Origin of the sequence: Seonamhaeicola aphaedonensis, assembly GCF_003386195.1 — a bacterium.
In the GTDB taxonomy this organism is placed as follows: Bacteria; Bacteroidota; Bacteroidia; order Flavobacteriales; family Flavobacteriaceae; genus Seonamhaeicola; species Seonamhaeicola aphaedonensis.
Window position 1 is genome coordinate 267,302 of sequence record NZ_QRDX01000003.1, and the last position, 20,866, is coordinate 288,167.

The 20,866-nt window shown below is 32.9% G+C and carries 22 protein-coding genes; 1 reads left to right on the top strand and 21 read right to left on the bottom strand.

Going from position 1 to position 20,866, the window contains the following annotated elements; genetic code table 11:
• Positions 1-51: 51 nt before the first annotated feature.
• The 19 genes from DFQ02_RS06930 to DFQ02_RS07020 all read right to left on the bottom strand — a co-directional run bounded on the left by DFQ02_RS06930 (position 52) and on the right by DFQ02_RS07020 (position 17,962).
• Positions 52-1,281, bottom strand: coding sequence for a murein hydrolase activator EnvC family protein (locus DFQ02_RS06930; protein ID WP_116040272.1), 1,230 nt, complete (start codon positions 1,279-1,281; stop codon positions 52-54).
• Complete coding sequence (locus DFQ02_RS06935) at positions 1,281-2,048, bottom strand: DUF4292 domain-containing protein (protein ID WP_116040273.1); 768 nt, start codon at positions 2,046-2,048, stop codon at positions 1,281-1,283. The genes DFQ02_RS06930 and DFQ02_RS06935 overlap by 1 nt, the downstream gene beginning before the upstream one ends.
• Positions 2,048-3,409 (bottom strand): tetratricopeptide repeat protein, encoded by a 1,362-nt coding sequence (locus DFQ02_RS06940; RefSeq protein ID WP_116523821.1) that lies wholly within the window; start codon positions 3,407-3,409, stop codon positions 2,048-2,050. Before DFQ02_RS06940 ends, DFQ02_RS06935 begins: the two co-directional genes overlap by 1 nt.
• Positions 3,410-3,474: 65 nt before the next feature.
• Entirely contained in the window at positions 3,475-4,494 is a 1,020-nt protein-coding gene (locus tag DFQ02_RS06945; protein WP_116040274.1) for a sugar phosphate nucleotidyltransferase, read from the bottom strand.
• A 22-nt stretch (positions 4,495-4,516) separates the two neighbouring features.
• Positions 4,517-4,951 carry a dUTP diphosphatase gene (dut, locus tag DFQ02_RS06950; protein ID WP_116040275.1) on the bottom strand — a complete coding sequence of 145 codons (435 nt, stop codon included), beginning with the start codon at positions 4,949-4,951 and terminating at the stop codon, positions 4,517-4,519.
• Position 4,952: 1 nt separating this feature from the next.
• Complete coding sequence (locus tag DFQ02_RS06955) at positions 4,953-6,407, bottom strand: oligosaccharide flippase family protein (RefSeq protein WP_116040276.1); 1,455 nt, start codon at positions 6,405-6,407, stop codon at positions 4,953-4,955.
• 147 nt (positions 6,408-6,554) lie between these two features.
• Positions 6,555-7,415, bottom strand: coding sequence for an ATP synthase F1 subunit gamma (gene atpG, locus DFQ02_RS06960; RefSeq protein WP_116040277.1), 861 nt, complete (start codon positions 7,413-7,415; stop codon positions 6,555-6,557).
• Positions 7,416-7,505: 90 nt separating this feature from the next.
• Positions 7,506-9,086: a F0F1 ATP synthase subunit alpha gene (gene atpA / locus DFQ02_RS06965; RefSeq protein WP_116040278.1), complete on the bottom strand. Its 1,581-nt coding sequence runs from the start codon at positions 9,084-9,086 to the stop codon at positions 7,506-7,508.
• A gap of 28 nt (positions 9,087-9,114) precedes the next feature.
• Positions 9,115-9,651 (bottom strand): ATP synthase F1 subunit delta, encoded by a 537-nt coding sequence (atpH, locus tag DFQ02_RS06970; RefSeq protein ID WP_116040279.1) that lies wholly within the window; start codon positions 9,649-9,651, stop codon positions 9,115-9,117.
• Positions 9,652-9,659: 8 nt separating this feature from the next.
• Complete coding sequence (locus tag DFQ02_RS06975; RefSeq protein WP_116040280.1) at positions 9,660-10,160, bottom strand: F0F1 ATP synthase subunit B; 501 nt, start codon at positions 10,158-10,160, stop codon at positions 9,660-9,662.
• Positions 10,161-10,245: 85 nt separating this feature from the next.
• The gene (gene atpE, locus DFQ02_RS06980; RefSeq protein ID WP_076698954.1) at positions 10,246-10,437 is read right to left on the bottom strand and encodes an ATP synthase F0 subunit C; all 192 of its coding nucleotides are present in this window, start codon (positions 10,435-10,437) and stop codon (positions 10,246-10,248) included.
• A gap of 42 nt (positions 10,438-10,479) precedes the next feature.
• On the bottom strand, positions 10,480-11,556 hold the full coding sequence (gene atpB, locus DFQ02_RS06985; protein WP_116040281.1) for a F0F1 ATP synthase subunit A: 1,077 nt from the start codon (positions 11,554-11,556) through the stop codon (positions 10,480-10,482).
• A 104-nt stretch (positions 11,557-11,660) separates the two neighbouring features.
• Positions 11,661-12,059 (bottom strand): hypothetical protein, encoded by a 399-nt coding sequence (locus DFQ02_RS06990; protein WP_116040282.1) that lies wholly within the window; start codon positions 12,057-12,059, stop codon positions 11,661-11,663.
• Entirely contained in the window at positions 12,052-12,285 is a 234-nt protein-coding gene (locus DFQ02_RS06995) for an AtpZ/AtpI family protein (RefSeq protein WP_116040283.1), read from the bottom strand. Before DFQ02_RS06995 ends, DFQ02_RS06990 begins: the two co-directional genes overlap by 8 nt.
• Positions 12,245-12,658, bottom strand: coding sequence for a bactofilin family protein (locus DFQ02_RS07000; RefSeq protein WP_116040284.1), 414 nt, complete (start codon positions 12,656-12,658; stop codon positions 12,245-12,247). The genes DFQ02_RS06995 and DFQ02_RS07000 overlap by 41 nt, the downstream gene beginning before the upstream one ends.
• Before the next feature lie 15 nt (positions 12,659-12,673).
• Entirely contained in the window at positions 12,674-15,244 is a 2,571-nt protein-coding gene (porW, locus tag DFQ02_RS07005) for a type IX secretion system periplasmic lipoprotein PorW/SprE (protein WP_245940217.1), read from the bottom strand.
• Positions 15,245-15,362: 118 nt separating this feature from the next.
• Positions 15,363-16,058 (bottom strand): ABC transporter ATP-binding protein, encoded by a 696-nt coding sequence (locus tag DFQ02_RS07010; RefSeq protein ID WP_116040285.1) that lies wholly within the window; start codon positions 16,056-16,058, stop codon positions 15,363-15,365.
• 12 nt (positions 16,059-16,070) lie between these two features.
• Positions 16,071-17,552, bottom strand: a complete 1,482-nt coding sequence (locus tag DFQ02_RS07015) for a DUF5687 family protein (protein WP_116040286.1) — start codon at positions 17,550-17,552, stop codon at positions 16,071-16,073.
• Between the two features lie 8 nt (positions 17,553-17,560).
• Positions 17,561-17,962: a DUF2059 domain-containing protein gene (locus DFQ02_RS07020; RefSeq protein WP_116040287.1), complete on the bottom strand. Its 402-nt coding sequence runs from the start codon at positions 17,960-17,962 to the stop codon at positions 17,561-17,563.
• 122 nt (positions 17,963-18,084) lie between these two features.
• Here DFQ02_RS07020 and DFQ02_RS07025 point away from each other — a divergent pair, with 122 nt between their 5' ends.
• On the top strand, positions 18,085-19,143 hold the full coding sequence (locus DFQ02_RS07025; protein ID WP_116040288.1) for a ferredoxin--NADP reductase: 1,059 nt from the start codon (positions 18,085-18,087) through the stop codon (positions 19,141-19,143).
• Between the two features lie 18 nt (positions 19,144-19,161).
• Here the strand turns inward: DFQ02_RS07025 and DFQ02_RS07030 are convergent, their stop codons facing one another.
• Positions 19,162-20,184 (bottom strand): glycosyltransferase family 9 protein, encoded by a 1,023-nt coding sequence (locus DFQ02_RS07030; RefSeq protein ID WP_245940218.1) that lies wholly within the window; start codon positions 20,182-20,184, stop codon positions 19,162-19,164.
• A 45-nt stretch (positions 20,185-20,229) separates the two neighbouring features.
• Positions 20,230-20,835, bottom strand: coding sequence for a DUF4254 domain-containing protein (locus tag DFQ02_RS07035; RefSeq protein WP_116040289.1), 606 nt, complete (start codon positions 20,833-20,835; stop codon positions 20,230-20,232).
• Between the last annotated feature and the right edge of the window lie 31 nt (positions 20,836-20,866).

The window sequence follows — 20,866 nt, forward strand, 5'->3', positions numbered from 1 at the left end:
TAGATCTTAAAAAGGCTAAATGAACCTAAAAATTTGTAGTAATATCTAGTGTCACATTTTATCAATCCAATTTGCGGGATTTTCTTTATTCAAACCTTTTGAAATCACGAAGGTTAAAACAGTTTCTCCATTTGACGGATTGGTATAAACCTCACCAATAGCTTGACGAGTTGTAACTTTGTCTCCTTTTTTTACGTAAATCTTAGAAAGGTTTTGGTAAATAGTAAGATAATTTCCGTGACGAATCATTACCATTGGATTAGAATTTTTAATTTTAATAATACCGCTCACTTCACCGTTAAACACAGCAAATACTTGAGCACCTTTATTAGTAGATATGCCAACGCCGCTACTATTAATAGTTAAAGACCTGTCTATTTGCGAAGGCTGACTTCCATATCTTCTGCTTACTCTACCACGTTCCACAGGCCAAGGTAATCTGCCTTTATTGGCAATAAAATTGGAGGCTAAAACTTTTTCTGCTGGTGTTAATGCAAAACTTGTTGACGAATTAGATTTACCCGCCGCCTTATTGGAACTTGCAATGGCTTCCTTAATAATCTTATCAATTTCTCTATCTATTCGTGCTGCTTCTTTTTGTTTTTGCCTAATTTGTAATGTATATTTTGATAAGTTTTGTCTTATAGATTTCATTAAATCTTCATGCAACCTGCGCTCAGATTCCAGTGCTTTTTGTGTTACTCTATTTTCAGCTATAAGTTTCTTTTTTTCTTCCTGTTGCTTAAATAAATCATTATTTAATTCCTGTAACTCAACCGTCTTAGCCTTTATAGTTTCTCCCTGTTGCCTTTGGTGATTTGAATATTGCTTAATATACTGTAAGCGTTTATAAGCCTGTTTAAAGTCTTTTGATGACAACAAAAACATAATTCTGCTGTGCTGGTTTTTACTCTTATAAGACTTAACCACCATAGCGGCATAATCTTCTTTTAACTGCTTTAATTCATCACGTAAATGGGATATTTTATTTTGATTCGAATTAATTTCTCTATTGATATAATTAGCTTGCTGATTGGTTACCTTAATTAAATTATCCAATACACTAATCTTATAATTATATTCTTCAATTTGCGAAAGTTCAGAACGCTCTTTAGATCTATCCTCGGCTCTTAACTGACTTATTTTTTGTATTTCCCTTTGCAGTTCTTGTCGTCTAGTTTCAAGTTCTTTCCTTTTGTTACTTGTTTGTGAAAAAGCCACAAAGCCACATAATAACACTGTTAAGAATACTATTTTATGTGAGATGATTCTTTTTATCATTAAAGTTTAATCTCTTTAAAACCTGATGGGATTTTGAATGGAAATCTTAAATCTTCATTCAATGAAACATTTTTAAACTCTAAACCAATAATAAGTTCTTCATTGGCTTCTACGGCAATTACTTTTACTTTTTCTGGTAGAATTTGTTTATCAACTTCCTGATGACTCAAATAATCTATTTGTAAATGCCTATGGTCTCTTGGTTGTGAAATCTGTTGTGATTTCACCTTAAAAAGTGACGGGTCTAACAAAAAGAAAATCTCAAATAATTCTCGTTGCTTTTTAGGTTGAAGTATATAAGAACCTTCATCTACAGAAACCTTATAATTATCTTCCTTTAAATCAAAAATAGCATCGCCCAATAATAAATTCTGAACTTTTTTAAAATCAAACTCTGTCCCCAGTAATTTACTTAAATAGGTATAATCTCCCTCAAAAAAGGTATTATCAAGTTTATTATAAAAACTAACTTTTTCTGGTGTTACTAATGCTTTTACCACTGAAAATGTAGCACTCATCCACAAAGCCTCATCTTTTTTTGCTCTAAAACTTACGGAATGACTTTGGGTATTTTTGCCATCATCATAGGTTATTTTAAGCGTTGATTTTAAGGTTTTGAAATTAGGGCTTTTCCTTGTGTTTTCCTTTATTAATTGACGTGATGACAAGTTATAATTGGCTTCACCTACGGCAACTGTTTTGGTAGATTTACAGTTAAAAAGTAAAGCTGAAAATAAAATGATATAGATTGGGGTTCTAAATGTCATTAATTAGTGTTTTGTAATTGTTTTGCTTTATCACTAAACGTTTTGGCTTTTGTGGTATTGCCTAAAAGTGCGTGAGCTTTACTCAATTGAGTATAAAAATCAGATTCCATTTTTGTGTCATCAATTATGTAATCTAAGCCAATTTCTAAAATTTCTATAGCTTCCTGAGGCTTATTTAACTCGTTATAAGACACCCCACACATTAAATACAGTAAAGGTTGTGATGGGTAATTTTCAAGTGCTTTACGAGTCTTTTCATTAGCCAAATCAAACTTATTTAAATCTAAATAGAGAAGCATAACATTTTTAGATAGTCCAAAATTGTTGGGTTCTAATTTTAAGGCTGCTTCAAAGTTCTCTAAAGCCTTGGCTTTATTCCCTTTTGCTAAATAATATTGTCCCAACCCTGATAAGGTTTTGCTATTGTTTGTTCCTTCAACTAAAGTAGTAGCCTCCATTAAATCTGGCTCATACTCTGGGTTTTCTCCTGCAAAATTCACAAAATCTGTCAATACTTTTAATTTTGCTTCTGGTTTTATTTGAGTGCTTTTAACTACTATTTTCATAGACTCAATAGCTTTTTCAGGTTCATCTTCATCTAAATAAAACTTATAAAGTGCTAGATGAACTTTTTGAGAGTTTGGATTGATTTTCAGAAGCTCTTTTGCTGTTTCAAATGCTTTTTCTTTTTGATTGTTTTGACTATAACGATAAATGAGGGCTAAATAATTAGACTCCTTCTCTGGGTTGTCATCAATTCGTTGCTCTAGGTTTTTAATTTGATCTTTTTTTCTTCCTGTAAGTTCGTAAATACTATTTCTTTTTATGTCTCTAGACAAAGAAATACCATGAACTGCATCTAACTCATCCAGAATCTTTAAAGCATCATTATATTTTTCCATTCTCATGTAAAGCGATGCCAAATCTTCTTTATAGTCTGGATGATACTTTACTAACTGTTTAACAATCTTCAAGGCCTTATCATACTCGTTTTGTAAAATGTAAAAACCATATAATTCGTCTAAAAACCATTCATTATCAGGATCTTTATCTATTGCTTTTTTAAGAGCATCTTCGGCAGCTCCAAAGTTTTTTAGTTTGCTATAGCTTTTCCCTAGTTCAAAATACAAAACAGGTACAGATTGATCTAACTCTATGCATTTCAATAATGATTCTACAGCCCTATCATAGTTTTCAATACCTTTTTGTTTCATGGCTTCATAAAAGCACTCTTGAAATTGGTCTTCAACATTGCCTAAGTCATCATCAGGTGTTTTGTTAAAATCTACTTGAGCATAATAACCTTGTGGAACTAAAAAAATTCCAAAAAAGAAAAGCACTATGTAAAGCCTATGCTTCATTATTAACATAAGGAAAGAGTCATATGGCCCTTCTGTTTCTCGCAATGACAAATTTGTTTGTGGTTTTATTCCAAAACTGAATAATCACCAATACTTACGCTTGTAAAATTACCATCGTATTTTACATGGTTGCCAATCATAGCGTTATCTAAATTAGCATTTTTAATTGATGTATTGGTTTGTATTAAACTGTTTTTAACAGTTGCGTTCTCAATAATGGTGCCATTGCCTATAGATACATGGGGGCCAATAGTAGCATTTTTAAGCACCACATTATCACCTATAAAGCATGGTTCAATTATTTGAGAGTTTTCTATCTTCACCGAAGAAGCAACCAATAATTCATCACCATCAGCTTTTAAAAAGTCAAGCATTTTACCATTAGTTTCAACTGTAATAGCTTTGTTCCCACAGTCCATCCATTCATCAACAGTACCAGTTTTAAACACGTTGCCTTCTGCCATCATGCGTTTAATACCATCATTTATTTGGTATTCACCACCATTAGTGATGTTTTCATCTAGAATTTCTTGTAATTTATCTTTTAAAACACCAACATTTTTAAAATAGTAAATGCCAATAACTGCTTGATTGCTCACAAAAGTCTCTGGCTTTTCAACCAATTCTATTATTTCATTATTTGCATTTAATTTAACAACACCATATGCTTCCGGATTTTGAACTTGTTTCGTCCATATTACACTATCGGCAAGGGGATCTAAATCAAATTCCGCACGTATTAAAGTATCTGCATATGCAATTACGGCTGGTCCTGATAATGAAGGTTTCGCACACATGATAGCGTGACCTGTACCCAAAGGTTGGTCTTGCCTATAAATGGAAGCTTTAGCGCCTAAACTATTGGCTAATGCTTTTAAACTTTCAACCACATCATCTCCAAACCAAGCGGGGTCACCCAATACAAAAGCGACTTCATCAATGGGCTGTTTTAAAACTTTGGCAATATCTTTTACCAAACGATGCACAATAGGTTGTCCAGCAACTGGAATTAATGGCTTTGGAACCGTTAAGCTGTGTGGGCGTAGTCGAGAACCTCGACCTGCCATTGGGACTATTATTTTCATGATATAAAGTTAGTTGATTTGGTTATTTTATTCCTGTGCTTCCAAAGCCTCCTTCGCCTCTTGAGGTTTCAGATAAAATTTCTACTAAATTCCATTCAGCACGTTCGTGTTTTGCAATTACTAACTGCGCAATACGCTCTCCATTTTCAATAGTGAAATCATCATTTGAAAGATTTACTAAAATCACACCTATTTCGCCTCTATAATCAGCATCTACAGTTCCAGGAGCATTGAGTACGGTAATTCCTTTTTTAGCCGCTAAACCGCTTCTAGGACGCACTTGAGCCTCGTATCCAATAGGCAATTCAATAAACAAACCCGTTTTAACAATGGTTCTCTCTAAAGGTTTCAAAGTAATGGCTTCTTCAATATTTGCTCTTAAGTCCATTCCTGCCGAAGCCATGGTTTCGTAATGCGGTAAATTATGACTTGATTTATTAATTATTCTAATCTGCATATTATCTTTTTAATAATTGTTTAAGCTGATTCCGTTCTGAAAATGATATAACGCCCAAAAATACAATTAACAGTGAAATTCCAATAAAATAATTCCCTCTAAATTGGTAGAACGAGAGTCCCGAGAAAAGAATTGATACAATAAAATACAGGCCTATTTTTTTTAGGTTATAGGGAATGGGGTAATACTTCTTTCCATAATAATAAGACAACAGCATCATAAGGCCGTAAGCTATCAAAGTTGCAACTGCAGAAGCCTTGTAACTATATAACTTAATGAATGTAAAATTTATGATAAGTGTTACTATAGCGCCAACAATAGAAATATAAGCTCCAAATTTGGTTCTATCGGTAATTTTATACCATACTGATAGATTGTGATAAATGCCTAAGCAAAAGTTAGCTAATAGTATAATTGGAACGACCCACATGGCTTCCCAATAGTCTTCTCTTCTAACAATAATAGGTTTCAAAATATCTGCAAATACAACTACACTTAAAAAAATAACTGCACCTAAGGCGACGAAAAACTCTAGTATTCTAGCATAATTCTTTTGTGGGTTTTCTGTATTTGCATGACTAAAAAAGAATGGTTCAATACCTAATCTATAGGCGGTAGCAAATAAGGTCATGAACAAAGCTAACTTGTAACATGCAGAATACATCCCTATTTGTGTTTTTGCTATGTTTTCTGGTAATAAATAGTCTAATAAAATTCTGTCAAACGTTTCATTTATTGAAAATGCTACACCTGCTATCAATACTGGAAATGCATATTTTATCATACGTTTCCATAAAGCAGAATTGAAACTGTATTTTACCTTGGCATAGAATGGCAGCATTAAAAAAAGCGTGACGGCACTTGCTACTAAATTGGATATGAAAATGTAACCGATTTCAAAGTTGGGTTGATATATTCTTTCAAAAAAGGAGCTATTAAAAGCTAAATTTTTTAAAGCCAATAGGAAGAATAAATTTAATCCGATATTAATGGCTACATTCAAAATTTTAATAATAGCATATCTAAAAGGTTTTTGAGTAGCCCTTAACCATGCGAATGGAATAATAACTAAGGCATCTAAAAGTAAAATCCAAATGACAAGATTAATGTATTTAACATGAATGTTAATTAATGAGGCTATTTGCTCTTGACAAAATAGAGCAATAAGAAAAAAGCTAATGGAAGAAATAATTAATGAAATAGTTGAAGTACCAACTACATTATTTTTATTTTTTTCTTTATTAAAGAATCTAAAAAAAGCTGTTTCCATGCCATAGGCAAGCACTACATTAAATAAAACAAAATAGGAAAAGATAACAGAAACCTCGCCATACTCAGCAACCGATGGTAAAACGGCTGTATATAATGGCACAAGTAAAAAACTCAACATTCTAGGAAGCACCGTGGCTAAACCATAAATAAATGTTTGCTTGAATAATGTTTTTAAACCGCTCAACTACCGAATGTTTATCCTGCTAAAAATACGTTTTTAGCTAACGCAAAACAAACTAGTTAACGTGTGATTTTGTAATAAAAAAAGCCTTATCAAATTAGATAAGGCTTCTCTATATTCTGAGATGCTGAAACGAGTTCAGTATGACCATTAATTATTTAACGCTTCTGCACCACCAACAATTTCTAAAATTTCGTTGGTAATGGCTGCTTGACGCGCTTTATTGTAAGTTAATTTTAACTGGTCTCTTAATTCTGTGGCGTTATCCGTTGCTTTGTGCATGGCCGTCATACGAGCTCCATGCTCACTTGCAAAAGAGTCTCTAACGGCTTTGTATAACTGGGTCTTTAAAGATTTTGGTATCAATTGCTCAACAATCTCTACTTTTGAGGGTTCAAAAATATAGTCGGCATTGGTATTTGATGCGTCTTCAACTGGTACAATTGGTAAAAATTGTTCAGTTGTTACTAATTGAGTAGCAGCGTTTTTAAATCTATTGTAAACCAATTCAATTTTATCAAAATCACCATCAACAAACTTATCCATAATAGATTGTGCAATTGAAGCCACATTATCAAAAGTTAAATCATCAAAAACCGCACTGTGATTCGCAATAATTTTACCTGATTTCTTAAAAGCATCATTAGTTTTCTTACCAATTGCTAGATAAGAAACTTCCTTATTAGCATACGTCTCATTTGATAATCTGATAACCTCCTTAATTATATTTGAGTTGAAGGCACCACATAACCCTCTATTAGAAGTAATACCAACAATAAGTACTTTATTTACCTCTCTTTGAGTTGAAAATTTGCTTCCAGAATCTGCATCTAAAGTAGCACTTAAACTTTGTAAAAGTTCGGTTAACTTATCTGCATAAGGACGCATAGCAGTAATGGCATCTTGTGCCTTCTTTAACTTTGCAGCCGATACCATTTTCATGGCACTGGTAATCTGCATGGTTGAAGACACCGATGATATTCTGTTACGTATTTCTTTTAAATTCGCCATAATCTCTATTTGTCATTCTGAATTTATTTCAGAATCTATATTGAATGAATTATGAGGTCCTGAATCCAGTTCAGGATGACATATCTTTGATTAAGCTTTATACTTTCCAGTAAGGTCTTTACACACACTTGTTAAAGTATCTGTAACCTCATCAGTTAATTTGCCTGCCTTCAAGGTGTTTAAAACATCTCTATGTTTAGCATTTAAGAATTCTATAAAATCTCTTTCAAATTCTTTCACTTTTTCAACAGGAACATCTCTTAATAAGTTTTTAGAACCCGCATAAATAATAGCAATTTGATCTTCTACAGTAAACGGATCGTTTTGAGCTTGTTTCAAAATTTCCACGTTACGTTTACCTTTTTCAATTACGTTAAGAGTAGCAGCATCAAGGTCTGATCCAAACTTAGCAAATGCTTCTAACTCACGAAACTGAGCTTGATCTAATTTTAAAGTACCTGCTACTTTTTTCATAGATTTAATCTGCGCGTTACCACCCACACGAGATACCGAAATACCAACGTTAATTGCAGGACGCACACCAGAGTTAAATAAATCTCCATCTAAGAAAATCTGTCCGTCTGTAATAGAAATTACGTTTGTTGGAATATACGCAGATACGTCTCCTGCTTGTGTTTCAATAATTGGTAAAGCTGTTAAAGAACCTCCACCCTTAACCATTGGCTTAATGCTTTCTGGCAAATCGTTCATTTCTTTAGCAATACTATCATCATTAATTACTTTTGCAGAACGTTCTAATAAACGAGAGTGTAAGTAGAAAACGTCACCTGGATATGCCTCACGTCCTGGTGGACGACGTAATAATAATGACACCTCACGATACGCTACTGCTTGTTTAGACAAATCATCATATATAATTAAAGCTGGACGACCAGTATCTCTAAAATATTCTCCAATAGCAGCTCCTGCCATTGGTGCATACACTTGCATTGGTGCAGGATCTGATGCATTTGCCGCTACAATAGTAGTGTAGGCTAATGCCCCTTTTTCTTCTAATACTTTAGAAATATTTGCTACGGTAGAGGCTTTTTGCCCTACAGCAACATAGATACAATATACAGGCTCACCTGCATCGTAAAATTCTTTTTGATTTAAGATGGTATCAATACAAACTGTTGTTTTACCAGTTTGTCTATCTCCAATTACCAGCTCACGTTGTCCTCTACCAACAGGAATCATCGCATCAATAGATTTAATACCTGTCTGTAATGGTTCTGTTACTGGCTCACGGAAAATAACCCCTGGTGCTTTACGCTCTAATGGCATTTGGTAAGTTTCTCCTGCTATAGGCCCCTTACCATCAATTGGATTACCAAGTGTATCAACAACACGACCAACAATACCTTCACCTACATTAATAGATGCGATACGTCCGGTACGCTTAACTGTAGAACCTTCAGCAACTGCTTTTGAATGTCCTAATAATACAATACCTACGTTATCTTCTTCAAGGTTAAGTACAATTCCTTCTAAACCTCCGTCAAATTCAACTAGCTCACCATATTGAGCATTTGAAAGTCCATACGCACGAACAATACCATCACCAACAGTTAAAACAGTTCCTACTTCTTCTAACGAAGCAGACGCTTCAAATCCTGCTAGTTGTTGCTTTAAGATTGCTGATACTTCAGCTGGTTTTACTTCTGCCATCTTTTAATTTATTTAAAAAACTATCTTTTTAGTTTATTGAAAATTCTCTTTTTAATCTATTTAGTTTGTTTTGAACACTAGCGTTATACTGCTTGTCTCCTATACGTAAAATAAAGCCTCCTATTATGCTTTCATCTACAATATTCTCTAATTCTACAGCCTTATTTGTTAACTGTTTAACCTTAGCTAATACCTTGATTTCAAGAGCTTTAGTCATAGGGATTGCTGTAGTAACTTGTGCTATTTCTTTACCGTTAAGTTCATCGAATAACTCAGTGTATTTTTGCGCAACATCTCCTAAAATTCCAATTCTTTTATTGTCTATTAACAAGTTGAATAAACTAGAACTCACTTTAGTGAGTTTTGGAAAAATTTTAGATAAAACTGCACTTTTAACCTCTGTTTTAACAACAGAACTTTTAAGAACTTGGTCTAATTCCTCGTTTTCAGAAATGGTTTTTGCAATAGCAATCATATCATTATTTACAGCTTCAGCTGCTTTTTGATCGCTAGCTAAACTGAGTGCTGCTTTTGCATAACGGATTGCTGCTCTAGTTCCTGCCATTATAAATATTAATTTAAAGTTGCTTCACCTAACATAGACTCTACTAACTTCTCTTGCTTGCCTTTGTTAGATAATTCATCCTGAACTACTTTTTCTGCAATCTCAATAGATAAGCTTGCTACTTGAGACTTTAGCTCTAAAATAGCAGCTTTCTTTTCTGTTTGAATTGTTGCTTGAGCTTGAGCCATTAACTTTGCAGCTGCTTCATTAGCTTCTTCCTTAGCATCTTCTATCATTTTATTTTTGATATCACGAGCTTCTTTTAACATAGCTTCACGCTCTGCCCTGGCTTCCTTTAATAATTTTTGATTATCAGCTTGAAGGTTTTCCATCTCTTTTTTAGCATTTTCAGCAGCCTCTAGAGCATTTTTGATACCTTCTTCTCTATTGTTTACAGAATCTAAAATTGGTTTCCATGCAAATTTCTTCAACAAGAATACTAAAGCCAAAAATAGTACCGCTTGCCAAAAAAATAACCCTAAAGAAAACCCTCCAAATAATTCTTCCATAATTACCTAATATATAATTCTTAAAAAACTGTTTAATTCTAAAAAGAACAGCTATAACCAACCGTTATAGCTGTTTCTTTGTTTGTTACACTGCAAATAAAGCAGCAAATCCAATACCTTCAATAAGCGCTGCTGCAATAAGCATTGCTGTTTGAATTTTACCTGTAGCCTCTGGTTGACGAGCGATTGCTTCCATTGCAGAACCACCAATCTTACCGATTCCGATACCTGCTCCAATTACTACTAAACCTGCTCCTACGATAGCTGGAATTTCCATAATAAATATATTTAAAAATTAAACGTTCAACTTGTTAAACACTTAATGATGGTCATGGTCTTCTACTGCCATTCCAAAATAAAGCGCTGATAATACTGTAAAAATGTATGCTTGTAAAGCTGCTACTAACAACTCTAAAATACCCAATACAAATGCTAACAAAAATGATAACGAACTACCTAACCAATTATTAAATATGAACATCATACCAATAATACTCATCAATACCACGTGTCCCGCAGTAATGTTAGCGTACAAACGAATCATTAAAGCAAACGGTTTAATAATAGTACCTAATAATTCAATAGGTGCTAAAATTATTTTCATGGGAACAGGAACACCTGGCATCCAGAAAATATGTTTCCAATAATTCTTGTTTCCAGAAAATGTTGTTATTAAATAAGTAATAAGCGCTAAACATAATGTAACAGCAATGTTATTTGTTACATTCATCCCTATTGGTGTTAAACCAAATAGGTTTACAATCCAAACGAAGAAAAACACTGTTAACAAGTAACTCATATATTTCTTGTATTTCTTTTCACCAATATTTGGTATAGCAATCTCATCACGAACATAAAGCACAATAGGCTCTAAGAAACGGCCGGTTCCTTTTGGCATACCGTTATTCTTTTTGTAAGATTTAGCCATTCTACTAAACATGAAGAACATGATAGCAAAAACCATGGCTATTAAAACCACATTTTTAGTGATTGAAAAATCTAACGGCTTCTCGTTTGTAGCATGATGATGGTCACCTTCAATTATCTCTCCATTAGGGCCATCTACTTTATAAATTTTACCGTGGTGTAGCTTATAATAACTTCCGCCTGCTTCTGCAACAGTTTCTCCATGATGAAATTTAGAAGACGAAAATACTTTTAAGCCGTTATCCCAAAGGATAACTGGTAGAGGGAATCCAAAATGCTTTTCTCCATTATCATAAGAAAACAGATTAAAATCATATGAATCCAATAAGTGATGTTGAATGTATTCTTTAATTTCAGTCTTTAAATCAGACCCAGATTCTTCATGTTTTACATCTTCTTTGGCAAAAGACATGAAGGTAATTAGAAGTAGCAATAATGTAACTGGCTTGAAAGCTATTTTTTTTCGCATATCACTTTAAATAATAGTGGCTTAAAAATCGCTGCAAAGGTATGCTTTTATCTCAAAAACAAAAACAATTTTGCTTTTTATTTCAATAGATGTGTTTCAAGGGGTTACGAGGTGGTTTCGTCTAATTTATTTAACCATTTGCTTAGACTAATAGTTTCAATTAAAAGGCCCAGTAAATAGGGCACAAAGAAAGAGGCAAATTCTAGACTAGAAATATCTCCATCTTGTTTAAAAAGTGGCTGAAACACAATAAAGAATACTGCAAATTTTACAAGACTACCTGCTAAAAACAAGAAACCTAATTGACTTTTGTATTTTTTTCTAAGCAGATATAATACTCCGAAAACTATGACTACTAATATCAAGTTTATGGAATAAGAGAGGACAATATAATTTTCAAATAAATGTAATTGTAATACATAAAGTAAACCTATATGTAGCAGAAAGGCTGTTATAAATAGTATAACCGATTTAATTACAAAACGAATAAATGGATTAGTCATTATTTAATCTATTAAGCTGTTTTACCACAGCATAAAGAGAAATAGCAACACCAGCTAGTGTTGTGATTATTATGAATAGTTTTTCACCGTGGTTGTATTTAGTATCTAGCCACTTACCCAAAAGCACAAATAAGTATATGGTAACACCCATTTGAATAGCCACTCCTGTTAATACGGCTGCGTTTTTAAGCTGTTTTTTCGGTTTCTGGTTTTCGTTGTCCGCCATTATTCATTTCTTTAACCGTTCCTTTCATAACGCAAGTTACGTTAAAGTTTGCTCCCGGTTCTACGGCTAGTTTGCCAACTACAACTTCACCTTCAATATGTGCTGAAGACTTTAAAGTCAATGTGCCAGACAATGCTAGTTTTCCTGAAAATTTACCTTCAAAATAGGCATCGGTACCTTGTAAGGTGCCTTTTATTAGTCCTGATTTACCAACTACAACTTTACCAGTAGTTTTAACATTACCTTCAATCATACCATCAACTCTAAAATCGCCTTCACTATTTAGGTCACCTGTTAGTTTGGTTCCTTTGGAAATAATATTTTGGCTAGATGTATTTTCTACCATTTTATCTTTTTTATTATCTGAAAACATAGTCCCAATTAAAATTTAATTATTATCAACACTCAAATAAGCATCCAAGTTTTTATGAATTTGGATGATTTGATAATTTTCAGAGGCTATAGCGAAATAAGGCTTTTTAATTTTTATTTTATCTTGTTTATTTAAAAGTTGGTCAAATGTTTTTGCTACTTGAGCATTTTTTAAACCATGAACCACCACAAAAGTAGTATTCTCATTATATAGGTCAACTGAAGACGTTAAACTGTAATATTTAATATTTTTGAGAACCTCATCTAGTGTTTTTTGAAACTCTATAATTTTTCCTTTTTCGGAATTGTCAAATCTAAAAACCACTTTGAAATGACCTGAAACCTCTACAATCTCTTCTACAAAGTCCTTATTAGCTAATTTTGGTAACACATTCGATTCGATATTTTGCGCCTTTTGACCTTCTTCTGTATTAGCATAAGTAATTGCTAAATAATTGATGGCCTTTTTATATACATCATAACCGTATAACCTCCCCATTGCTGTAGCCTTTAGAAGCTCAAATTTTGGCACAATAGGTTCACCATCAAAAAAACTGATATATTCTTCACTTTTGTCAATGACTGAAGCATATTCTTGGTTTTCAAACTTTACATAAAGTGCTTCATACAAACTTTCAGGACTATCTTTATCATACTGCGAAACTGATTCCGGATTAGTCAAAATAGTGGCATAGCGAGAGTCTGGGTAATTTTTGATAATATCAGCTTTAGCAACAGAAGCCTCTCCATTTTCACCCAAAGCTTCATATATTTTAAACAGATTGTACTTTGAAGGTAGTATTAATCGATCTTCAGGGTTACTCCTTAACAAATCCTGAAACTTATCTTTTGCTAAATTAAGCTCCTTAAATTTTTCTTTATAAATAAGACCCAACTGATAGTATGCATAGTTTCTTTCTTTCGAAATGCTATCAATTACCTTTTCATCTGTAGGTATTTTAGAAATATAAAATTGTGGATCATAAAGTTCTTCTTCAGTAGCAATAGCTAAAACATCAGCCGTTGAAATAGAAGAAGCGTTTACAGAAGCACCTTTATTAGACCAACGCCAATTATCCTCTAAAGGTCTATCTCCCCAAATTTTCACAAATTCATTTTTTCCATAAGCAACCGTGGTTGGGTTATAGAAATAGAATAAAGCTTCCTGACCTGGTAAACCAAGTTGAGCAGATGGTGGGCCTCCAAATTTATTATTAACTGTAACTAGACCTTTGTTTCGGTCTATAGCCTCCTGCCTTTCTTGTGCTTCTTGTTCCTCTTCAGCCTTTTGTTTTAGTTTTTCAATAAATGCTTCAAAAAAAGCAACCCTCTTTGTTTCTGACAGATTTACTAAGTTTAAAATACTATCGTTCACCTGAGCAATGTCTTCATAATAGATAACATCCTCTAAATTATCCCTCTTGCGTTTTATAATTCTGTAAGATTTAGAATTTAACTCTAAACTTATCATTGTACTATCATAATACAAACCAGCATCTCTGTATAAAGATTTATCAAAATTTATATCACCTAAAATTTCATAGTTTTTGGCATTTAGAATTTTGTCTTTTGATCTAGTTCTTAAAGATTTATTGAAATAAGAAACAGCTAAAGAATCAGATTGATTTTTAAGATGATAGGTGCCTATCTGATGATAAATTTTATCTAAAAATGGTCTATTCTCTCTATTTTCTTCTAACTCTGTTAGTAATTTAGACACTTCTAGCTTATTACCCTTATCGTAATCAAAGTTTTTAATTTTTTCAAGATGAGCACTAATCATATAGATTCTTGGCGTTTTTCTATTAAGTTCAATAACTTTATCAAACGCCAAATTAGCACTGTCTTTATATCCTAATTCATTATATAACTGCCCTTGAATAAACCTGTAACGACCTCGTTCTTCATTACTTTTTGTAGCCTTTGAAGCCATTTCTAACTGAGTAATGGCGCTATCTATTGATTTTGTATTTAAATACGCCTGAGCTAATATAGAAGTGGCATCGGCTAAATCTTGCCCTTTCAATGTTTCTTGAAAAAGGAGACGTTTTAAATTTTTAATAGCCAGTTCATTGTTTTCTAAACGAATATTAGCTTTTTCTCTCCAAATTTTAGCTTGATTAATTTTGTCACTAGCGGGGTACTTATACAATATATGATTAAAAGCTTCTAGAGCTGGTATAAAGCGTTGGTCAAAATACCTAGCTTTCCCTAGGAGTAAATATGCTTCATCTATTTGAGGGTTTCTTTCCTTACCACCAATGGTCATACTATGCTTTTGAATGGCTTTTACCGCTTTTTCTTCAGCAATAGTAAAATCTTCATTCTTAGATTGTCCAGGAAGCATGATTTCATCAGTTAATTCCATGCGTTCTACAGGAAGGATATCCCAATAATCATCAAAGTAATTTTCATTGAGATTATTTCTTCCTTGTTCTAAAGCGTTATATCCATTATAAAGCGCATTGAATTCAGCAGTAATCGCATGATAATTTCTACTAATGAATTTATCCTTTTTCCTAGAACAACCCAATATGGTAAAAGCAGTAAAAATAAAGACAAATATGCTCCTAAAAGATGTGTTCAAAGTTGGTATTTTTAGTCCTTTAAATAACTGAAAAGTCTAGTTATTATTATATAACAGACGTAAAAATAAACATCTTTTCTTATAAACCTAACAAATTAAAACAGCTTTTAAATAGGTTTTAACCAGCAAAGTGCGCTTCTAATTCTTTTAAAGTAGCCTCACTGGTTACCAAGTCTTTAACTATCCTCCCCTTTTCAAGAACAACAATACGGTCACAAACATCAGTTACATGCATTAAATCATGACTTGAAATTAAAATGGTAACACCTTGTTTTTCGGCTAGATCTTTAATAATTCCTTTTAGTCTAATTTGAGTTGTTGGATCTAGATTGGCAAAAGGTTCATCCAGAATTATAACCTCTGGATTTCCAATTAAAGCAGCTACAATACCCACCTTTTTTTGATTTCCTTTACTTAGGTCTCTGAGATATTTTTTCTGTCCTAAAATTTCGCCATGAAAAAAGTCTTCGAACTGAGCCACTAAAGTATCTATATCAGCTTTATTCTGTCCGCGCAACTCACCAATAAAGTAAAAATATTCCTCTGGAGTGAGATAACCTATTAAAAAACTTTCATCTATAAATGCCGAAGTAAATGGTTTCCAATCTTCGCCTTCATTAACTTGAATGCTATTATTTATTATATGACCAGTAGTTGGTTGAATTAAGTCGAGTAATAAACTAAAATAGGTAGTTTTACCGGCTCCATTGTTTCCAACCAAACCAAAACTTTGACCTTTGGGGATTTCCAAAGATTCTATATTTAAAACTTCGTTATTTTTATACTTTTTTGAAAGATTTAATGTTGTTATCATGATTTCTTAAGATTAATTTTCCTGATCGAAAGCATCAATCATTTTATATTTTGATTTTGTGTATTTATCAGTAATAGATTTCATCAACTTCTGATGAAATACAATACCTATTACTCCAAACAATGATAAAATGGCACAAGCTATTTCAAAATTTGTAATGAAGTAAAGAAGTGCAAATAGTCCCATTGGAAATAATAATAAAGGAATACCTATAAGCCACTGCACAGCACCAGTACCTTGATAATTGAAGGCTGCTTTTTGATCTAAATTTATCTTTTTTCGATTAAATGACCCTCCATACAAAATCACGTGTGTATTCACTCCAATATTATAAATAGCCGCTACAAAATGTGCTATTAAAACTTTCCAACCAAAATATACATAAGGAATTCCCAGAATAAAAAGCACAACCACACTAAATGCCATTAGTGTAAATTTGGATTTTAAATATTGTTCATACTTAATGTTTTGACTCATTAAAAGCTTATAATAACCACTATCCCAAGCTGGGATAAACTGACCAAAACTTATGAGGAAAATCCCTGTTGAAAAGACCCCTATGAGCATGAAAAACCAAGGCAAATCTTGATAGGTAGGTTGTGGGTAAAAAAACAAGCCATAAAACAAGCCCATTAATAAAATCCAAACCGATGATTTGGTGCGTTTGTTTCTCCAAATCATTTTTAAATCTAACTGCAAAAATGGGGCAATATCTCCAAAACTTTTTGTCCATTCTAAATTAGCTGCATTAACCTCTTTTACTTTTCCTCTTAAACCACTATCTAAATAGAGTTTCTTAATGAGTATATTAAAGTTGAATCCGTATAACACTCCCAAAATAGCTATAGGTGTTATTAGATAATAAGGGTTTTTAGAAATACCTGTTACTGCTTTAGACATTAAACTGGCTAAATCAATAACATCAAAATAATTTAATCCGTAAAGTATACTTGTTAAAAGAATTATGGGTAAAAACGATAATTCTCTTTCTGCCGAAAGACTTTCAATTATAAAATTTAAAAAGTTATTGATGAGTATAAGTAATATTAACATAACCCACCACGAAATAACAACTGATGCACTTGTGTATCCTTTTACTATTAACAAAATACCAAAAGGTATTATAGTAAGTAAGGGCAAGAAATTAACAAATGAAACCATAGACTTTTTAAGTACATAGTTAACAATCTGACCCCTATTTACAGGGAGTGTTAAAAAGGGTTTCACAGTCATTACCGGGAGCTTCTGAAAGAAAAATCTAATTAATAAATCTCCTAAAAACCAAAAGAATATTAAACCATTAAAGAATAAGAATGGGTCCGTTTCAGGTTGTTTCCTTTCTAAATAGAGCATTAACAAAAATCCAGAACTCGCAAAAATCAGTGCTAAATACGAGGCAAAAAAGCCCATGAAAATTTTTATAGCTAAACTTTTTCCAAACGAAGCCGACCTAAAAAATGATTTCCATTCTAAGCTTATAAAGTGCTTTACCATTGCAAAATCTATTTATATTTTTGTGCTATAGCCTGTACTTCCATTCCCCATGTTTGTCCAGCCATCATAGATTTTTGTGCCAAACCTAATTGTTTTTCAGCTAATTTCTTTCCAAGGTCGGTATTGTAGAAGGCTGTTAATTCCTTTATTTCTTCCTTGGTAAACTCTTCCATGTAAAGTTCTGCTATTTTATTATAGATTCCACCTAATGTGGCTTCTGCTTCTTTTAAATAGGCTTCTTTGTTGGTTTCTGAAACCATCATGCCTAATTGATCGATAGCATTTTCAAATGCTGCTCCAGACCCGGTAAGCTTAATAAATTCAATAGTCTCAATTTTAAAATCTTCGCTGTCTTGTGCTTGAAGGAATAATGTGAAAATTAGTGCAAATACTAGAATTGTCTTTTTCATAATTAAATAGAAATTTGATGAATACTTGATACAACACAAATGTTTGTAAAGCTTTTTGTATAAATGTTACAATTAAATTAAAATTACAGACATACTTCATTATTTTTGTCAAAAATTCTCATATGTCTTCATTCTATAAACTTAGCGTTAAAAATATAAAAAGGGAAACTAATAAAGCGGTTAGTATAAGTTTTAATGTTCCTGATAATTTAAAAGAAGCATTTACCTTTAAAGCAGGTCAATATATTACCCTAAAAACAATTATAAACGGCGATGAGGTAAGACGCGATTACTCTTTGTGTGTTTCACCCAAAAGTACCGAACTAAAAGTTGCAGTTAAAGAAGTAGAGGATGGGACGTTTTCTGCTTATGCCAATAAGCAACTACAAGTAGGTGACTCCTTAGAGGTTGCACCCCCAAAAGGACGGTTTGTATTTGAGCCTAATGATAAAGTAACCAAAAATATTGCCCTTTTTGCTGCTGGTAGTGGTATTACCCCAATATTGAGTATTATTAAATGTGCTTTAGAAGAAGAAATTCACAGCAAAGTTATTCTGGTTTATGGAAATAAAACGACTGCTGACACCATGTTCTTAAATGAACTTTTAGAACTTCAGCATCAGTATAAAGACCGTTTTTCAATTCAGTTTGTATTTAGTCAAAAAGACGAAGATAATGCGCTTTTTGGACGCATAGAGAAAAGTACTGTTAACTACGTAATGAAAAATAAGCACAAAGAAATTGATGTTGATGCTTTTTACCTTTGCGGACCCGAAGCTATGATTCATACTGTTAAAGACGTACTTACCGAAAATGGTATAGCACAAGACCGTATTTATTTTGAACTTTTTAAGGCTGCTAAACCCGACGAGGTGGGTCATGAAACTACCACAACAGATGGTAAAACCAAAATCACCGTAATTGTTGATGATGAAGAAACCACCTTTGAAATGTCTCAAAAACAAACTATTCTGGAAGCTGCACTAGATGAAGACCTAGATGCTCCATATTCTTGTCAAGGGGGTATTTGCAGCAGCTGCTTGGCTAGAATTAAAGAGGGTGATGCTACCATGAGACAAAACAATATTTTAACCGATAATGAAGTGGCTGAAGGTTTAATACTTACCTGTCAAGCCATTCCAACATCTCCTGTTTTGGTAGTAGATTATGATGATGTATAATTTCTAAAAGACTGAAAATTAAAGTATAGATCTTGTTTTTTCTACAACAACATTTGGCGGAATACTTCCCGATGCTTTCTCATAACCTTCTGGGTATTTATTTCCATATATAGAAGTAGGGATTGCTGGATATAGATTTTTATCTGCCAACAGCATGTAATCATTTGGTTGATTGAAAGGAGCAAAACCCGCATAAGGATGTGTTACTCCCCAGATAGTTATCGTTTTTACACCAAACATGGCAGCTATGTGGCCATTCCCAGAATCCATAGATAACATCACATCTAAATTAGAAATTACATCTAATTCTTCGTTTAACGAAAGTTTACCAGCAACACTTGTAACGTTTTCAAATTTACGTTCAAAACTGTCTAGAATTTCAATTTCTTGCCTCCCTCCTCCAAAAAGAATAATGTGATATGCTTTAGATAATGTTTCAATAACTTGTTCCATTAAATCTAACGGATACATTTTACTTTCATGAGCTGCAAAAGGTGCTATACCAATAATCTTTTTAGAGTTTCCAACTATAAATTTTTGAGTTTTATCATTTAGGCTCGCTTTTTCGGGAAAACTTGGGTTTGATAAATCTATTGTGTAACCAAGTTTTTGGAAAACATCAGCATAACGTTGGTGTGTAGTTTTTAATTGCTCACAAATTTTACCAGAGACTAGTGCTTTTTTTTCTTTTCGCCCTTTATCTATTTGAACAAAGGGCATTCCTGATAGAAAAATTTTTAACGTATTACTCCTCAAAACATCATGCAAATCGGCTAAAGCATCAACTTTTAATCTTTTTAATTCCTTAGATAGCTTATACAAACCAATAATACCTTTGTGCTTTCCTTTAACCTCTGCGGAAAAAACCGAAACATTAGGTAAATCTCTAAAAAAAGGACTAAAAAAAGATTTTGTGAGAACAGTAACTTTTATGTTAGGGTATTGCTCTGTTAGTGCTCTTAAAACGGGAACGCTCATAGCTACATCTCCCATGGCGGAAAGACGGATTACTAGGATATGTTTAGCTAATTTTGGGTTCATCCATGTAAATGAAGGGACCCTGAAACACGAACAGGGTAGTAAAAGTTATTTTTGAGAACGTAGCACCGGGTTTAGCTCGTCATCATTGTACATTTTCATCTGTTTATACACTTTCATATACTTGTCTCCTTTTTCTATATCATTTAAAAGCGTATCAATAGCCGTTGATAAATCTACACGTTGCTCCAACAAAACATCAAGTTTTTTTTGGCAAGCTTTTCTATGAGCCTCAGATGCATCAGTACGGTTAGCTTCTTCATTCATGTGATAAACTTTTAATGCTAAAATTGATAATCTATCAATACCCCAAGCCGGACTTTCGGTATTAATGGTAGCATTATCTTTTACAATAACATCTTTATATTTTTCTAAAAAATAACTGTCAATGTATTCAACCATATCTGTTCTATCCTGATTAGAGGCATCAATTTGTCGCTTCAAAGTTAACGCAGCCACTGGATCTATTTGCGGGTCTCTGATAATATCTTCATAGTGCCATTGTACAGTATCAATCCAACACTTTCTGTATAACAAATGCTCAATTAAGCTGTCTTTCCCGTAAGGGTTTTTAAACGGTTGATCTACAGTGTCTATTTTGTGATATTCTTCAATAACTTCTTGAAAAATTTTATTGGCTTTACTAGTAAACATAATATGATATTTTAATGAGCAAATATACTTT

Excerpts from the sequence above, each read along its gene's own strand:
- DFQ02_RS07010 (WP_116040285.1), bottom strand. The coding sequence starts at position 16,058 with ATGATAACAACATTAAATCTTTCAAAAAAGTATAAAAATAACGAAGTT.
- DFQ02_RS06995 (WP_116040283.1), bottom strand. The coding sequence starts at position 12,285 with ATGGCGGACAACGAAAACCAGAAACCGAAAAAACAGCTTAAAAACGCA.
- atpG (WP_116040277.1), bottom strand. The coding sequence starts at position 7,415 with ATGGCGAATTTAAAAGAAATACGTAACAGAATATCATCGGTGTCTTCA.
- atpA (WP_116040278.1), bottom strand. The coding sequence starts at position 9,086 with ATGGCAGAAGTAAAACCAGCTGAAGTATCAGCAATCTTAAAGCAACAA.
- DFQ02_RS07030 (WP_245940218.1), bottom strand. The coding sequence starts at position 20,184 with ATGAACCCAAAATTAGCTAAACATATCCTAGTAATCCGTCTTTCCGCC.
- DFQ02_RS06990 (WP_116040282.1), bottom strand. The coding sequence starts at position 12,059 with ATGACTAATCCATTTATTCGTTTTGTAATTAAATCGGTTATACTATTT.
- DFQ02_RS06975 (WP_116040280.1), bottom strand. The coding sequence starts at position 10,160 with ATGGAAGAATTATTTGGAGGGTTTTCTTTAGGGTTATTTTTTTGGCAA.
- DFQ02_RS07015 (WP_116040286.1), bottom strand. The coding sequence starts at position 17,552 with ATGGTAAAGCACTTTATAAGCTTAGAATGGAAATCATTTTTTAGGTCG.
- dut (WP_116040275.1), bottom strand. The coding sequence starts at position 4,951 with ATGCAGATTAGAATAATTAATAAATCAAGTCATAATTTACCGCATTAC.
- DFQ02_RS06935 (WP_116040273.1), bottom strand. The coding sequence starts at position 2,048 with ATGACATTTAGAACCCCAATCTATATCATTTTATTTTCAGCTTTACTT.
- DFQ02_RS07035 (WP_116040289.1), bottom strand. The coding sequence starts at position 20,835 with ATGTTTACTAGTAAAGCCAATAAAATTTTTCAAGAAGTTATTGAAGAA.
- DFQ02_RS06940 (WP_116523821.1), bottom strand. The coding sequence starts at position 3,409 with ATGAAGCATAGGCTTTACATAGTGCTTTTCTTTTTTGGAATTTTTTTA.
- DFQ02_RS06930 (WP_116040272.1), bottom strand. The coding sequence starts at position 1,281 with ATGATAAAAAGAATCATCTCACATAAAATAGTATTCTTAACAGTGTTA.
- atpB (WP_116040281.1), bottom strand. The coding sequence starts at position 11,556 with ATGCGAAAAAAAATAGCTTTCAAGCCAGTTACATTATTGCTACTTCTA.
- atpH (WP_116040279.1), bottom strand. The coding sequence starts at position 9,651 with ATGGCAGGAACTAGAGCAGCAATCCGTTATGCAAAAGCAGCACTCAGT.
- DFQ02_RS07025 (WP_116040288.1), top strand. The coding sequence starts at position 18,085 with ATGTCTTCATTCTATAAACTTAGCGTTAAAAATATAAAAAGGGAAACT.
- DFQ02_RS07020 (WP_116040287.1), bottom strand. The coding sequence starts at position 17,962 with ATGAAAAAGACAATTCTAGTATTTGCACTAATTTTCACATTATTCCTT.
- DFQ02_RS07000 (WP_116040284.1), bottom strand. The coding sequence starts at position 12,658 with ATGTTTTCAGATAATAAAAAAGATAAAATGGTAGAAAATACATCTAGC.
- DFQ02_RS06945 (WP_116040274.1), bottom strand. The coding sequence starts at position 4,494 with ATGAAAATAATAGTCCCAATGGCAGGTCGAGGTTCTCGACTACGCCCA.
- atpE (WP_076698954.1), bottom strand. The coding sequence starts at position 10,437 with ATGGAAATTCCAGCTATCGTAGGAGCAGGTTTAGTAGTAATTGGAGCA.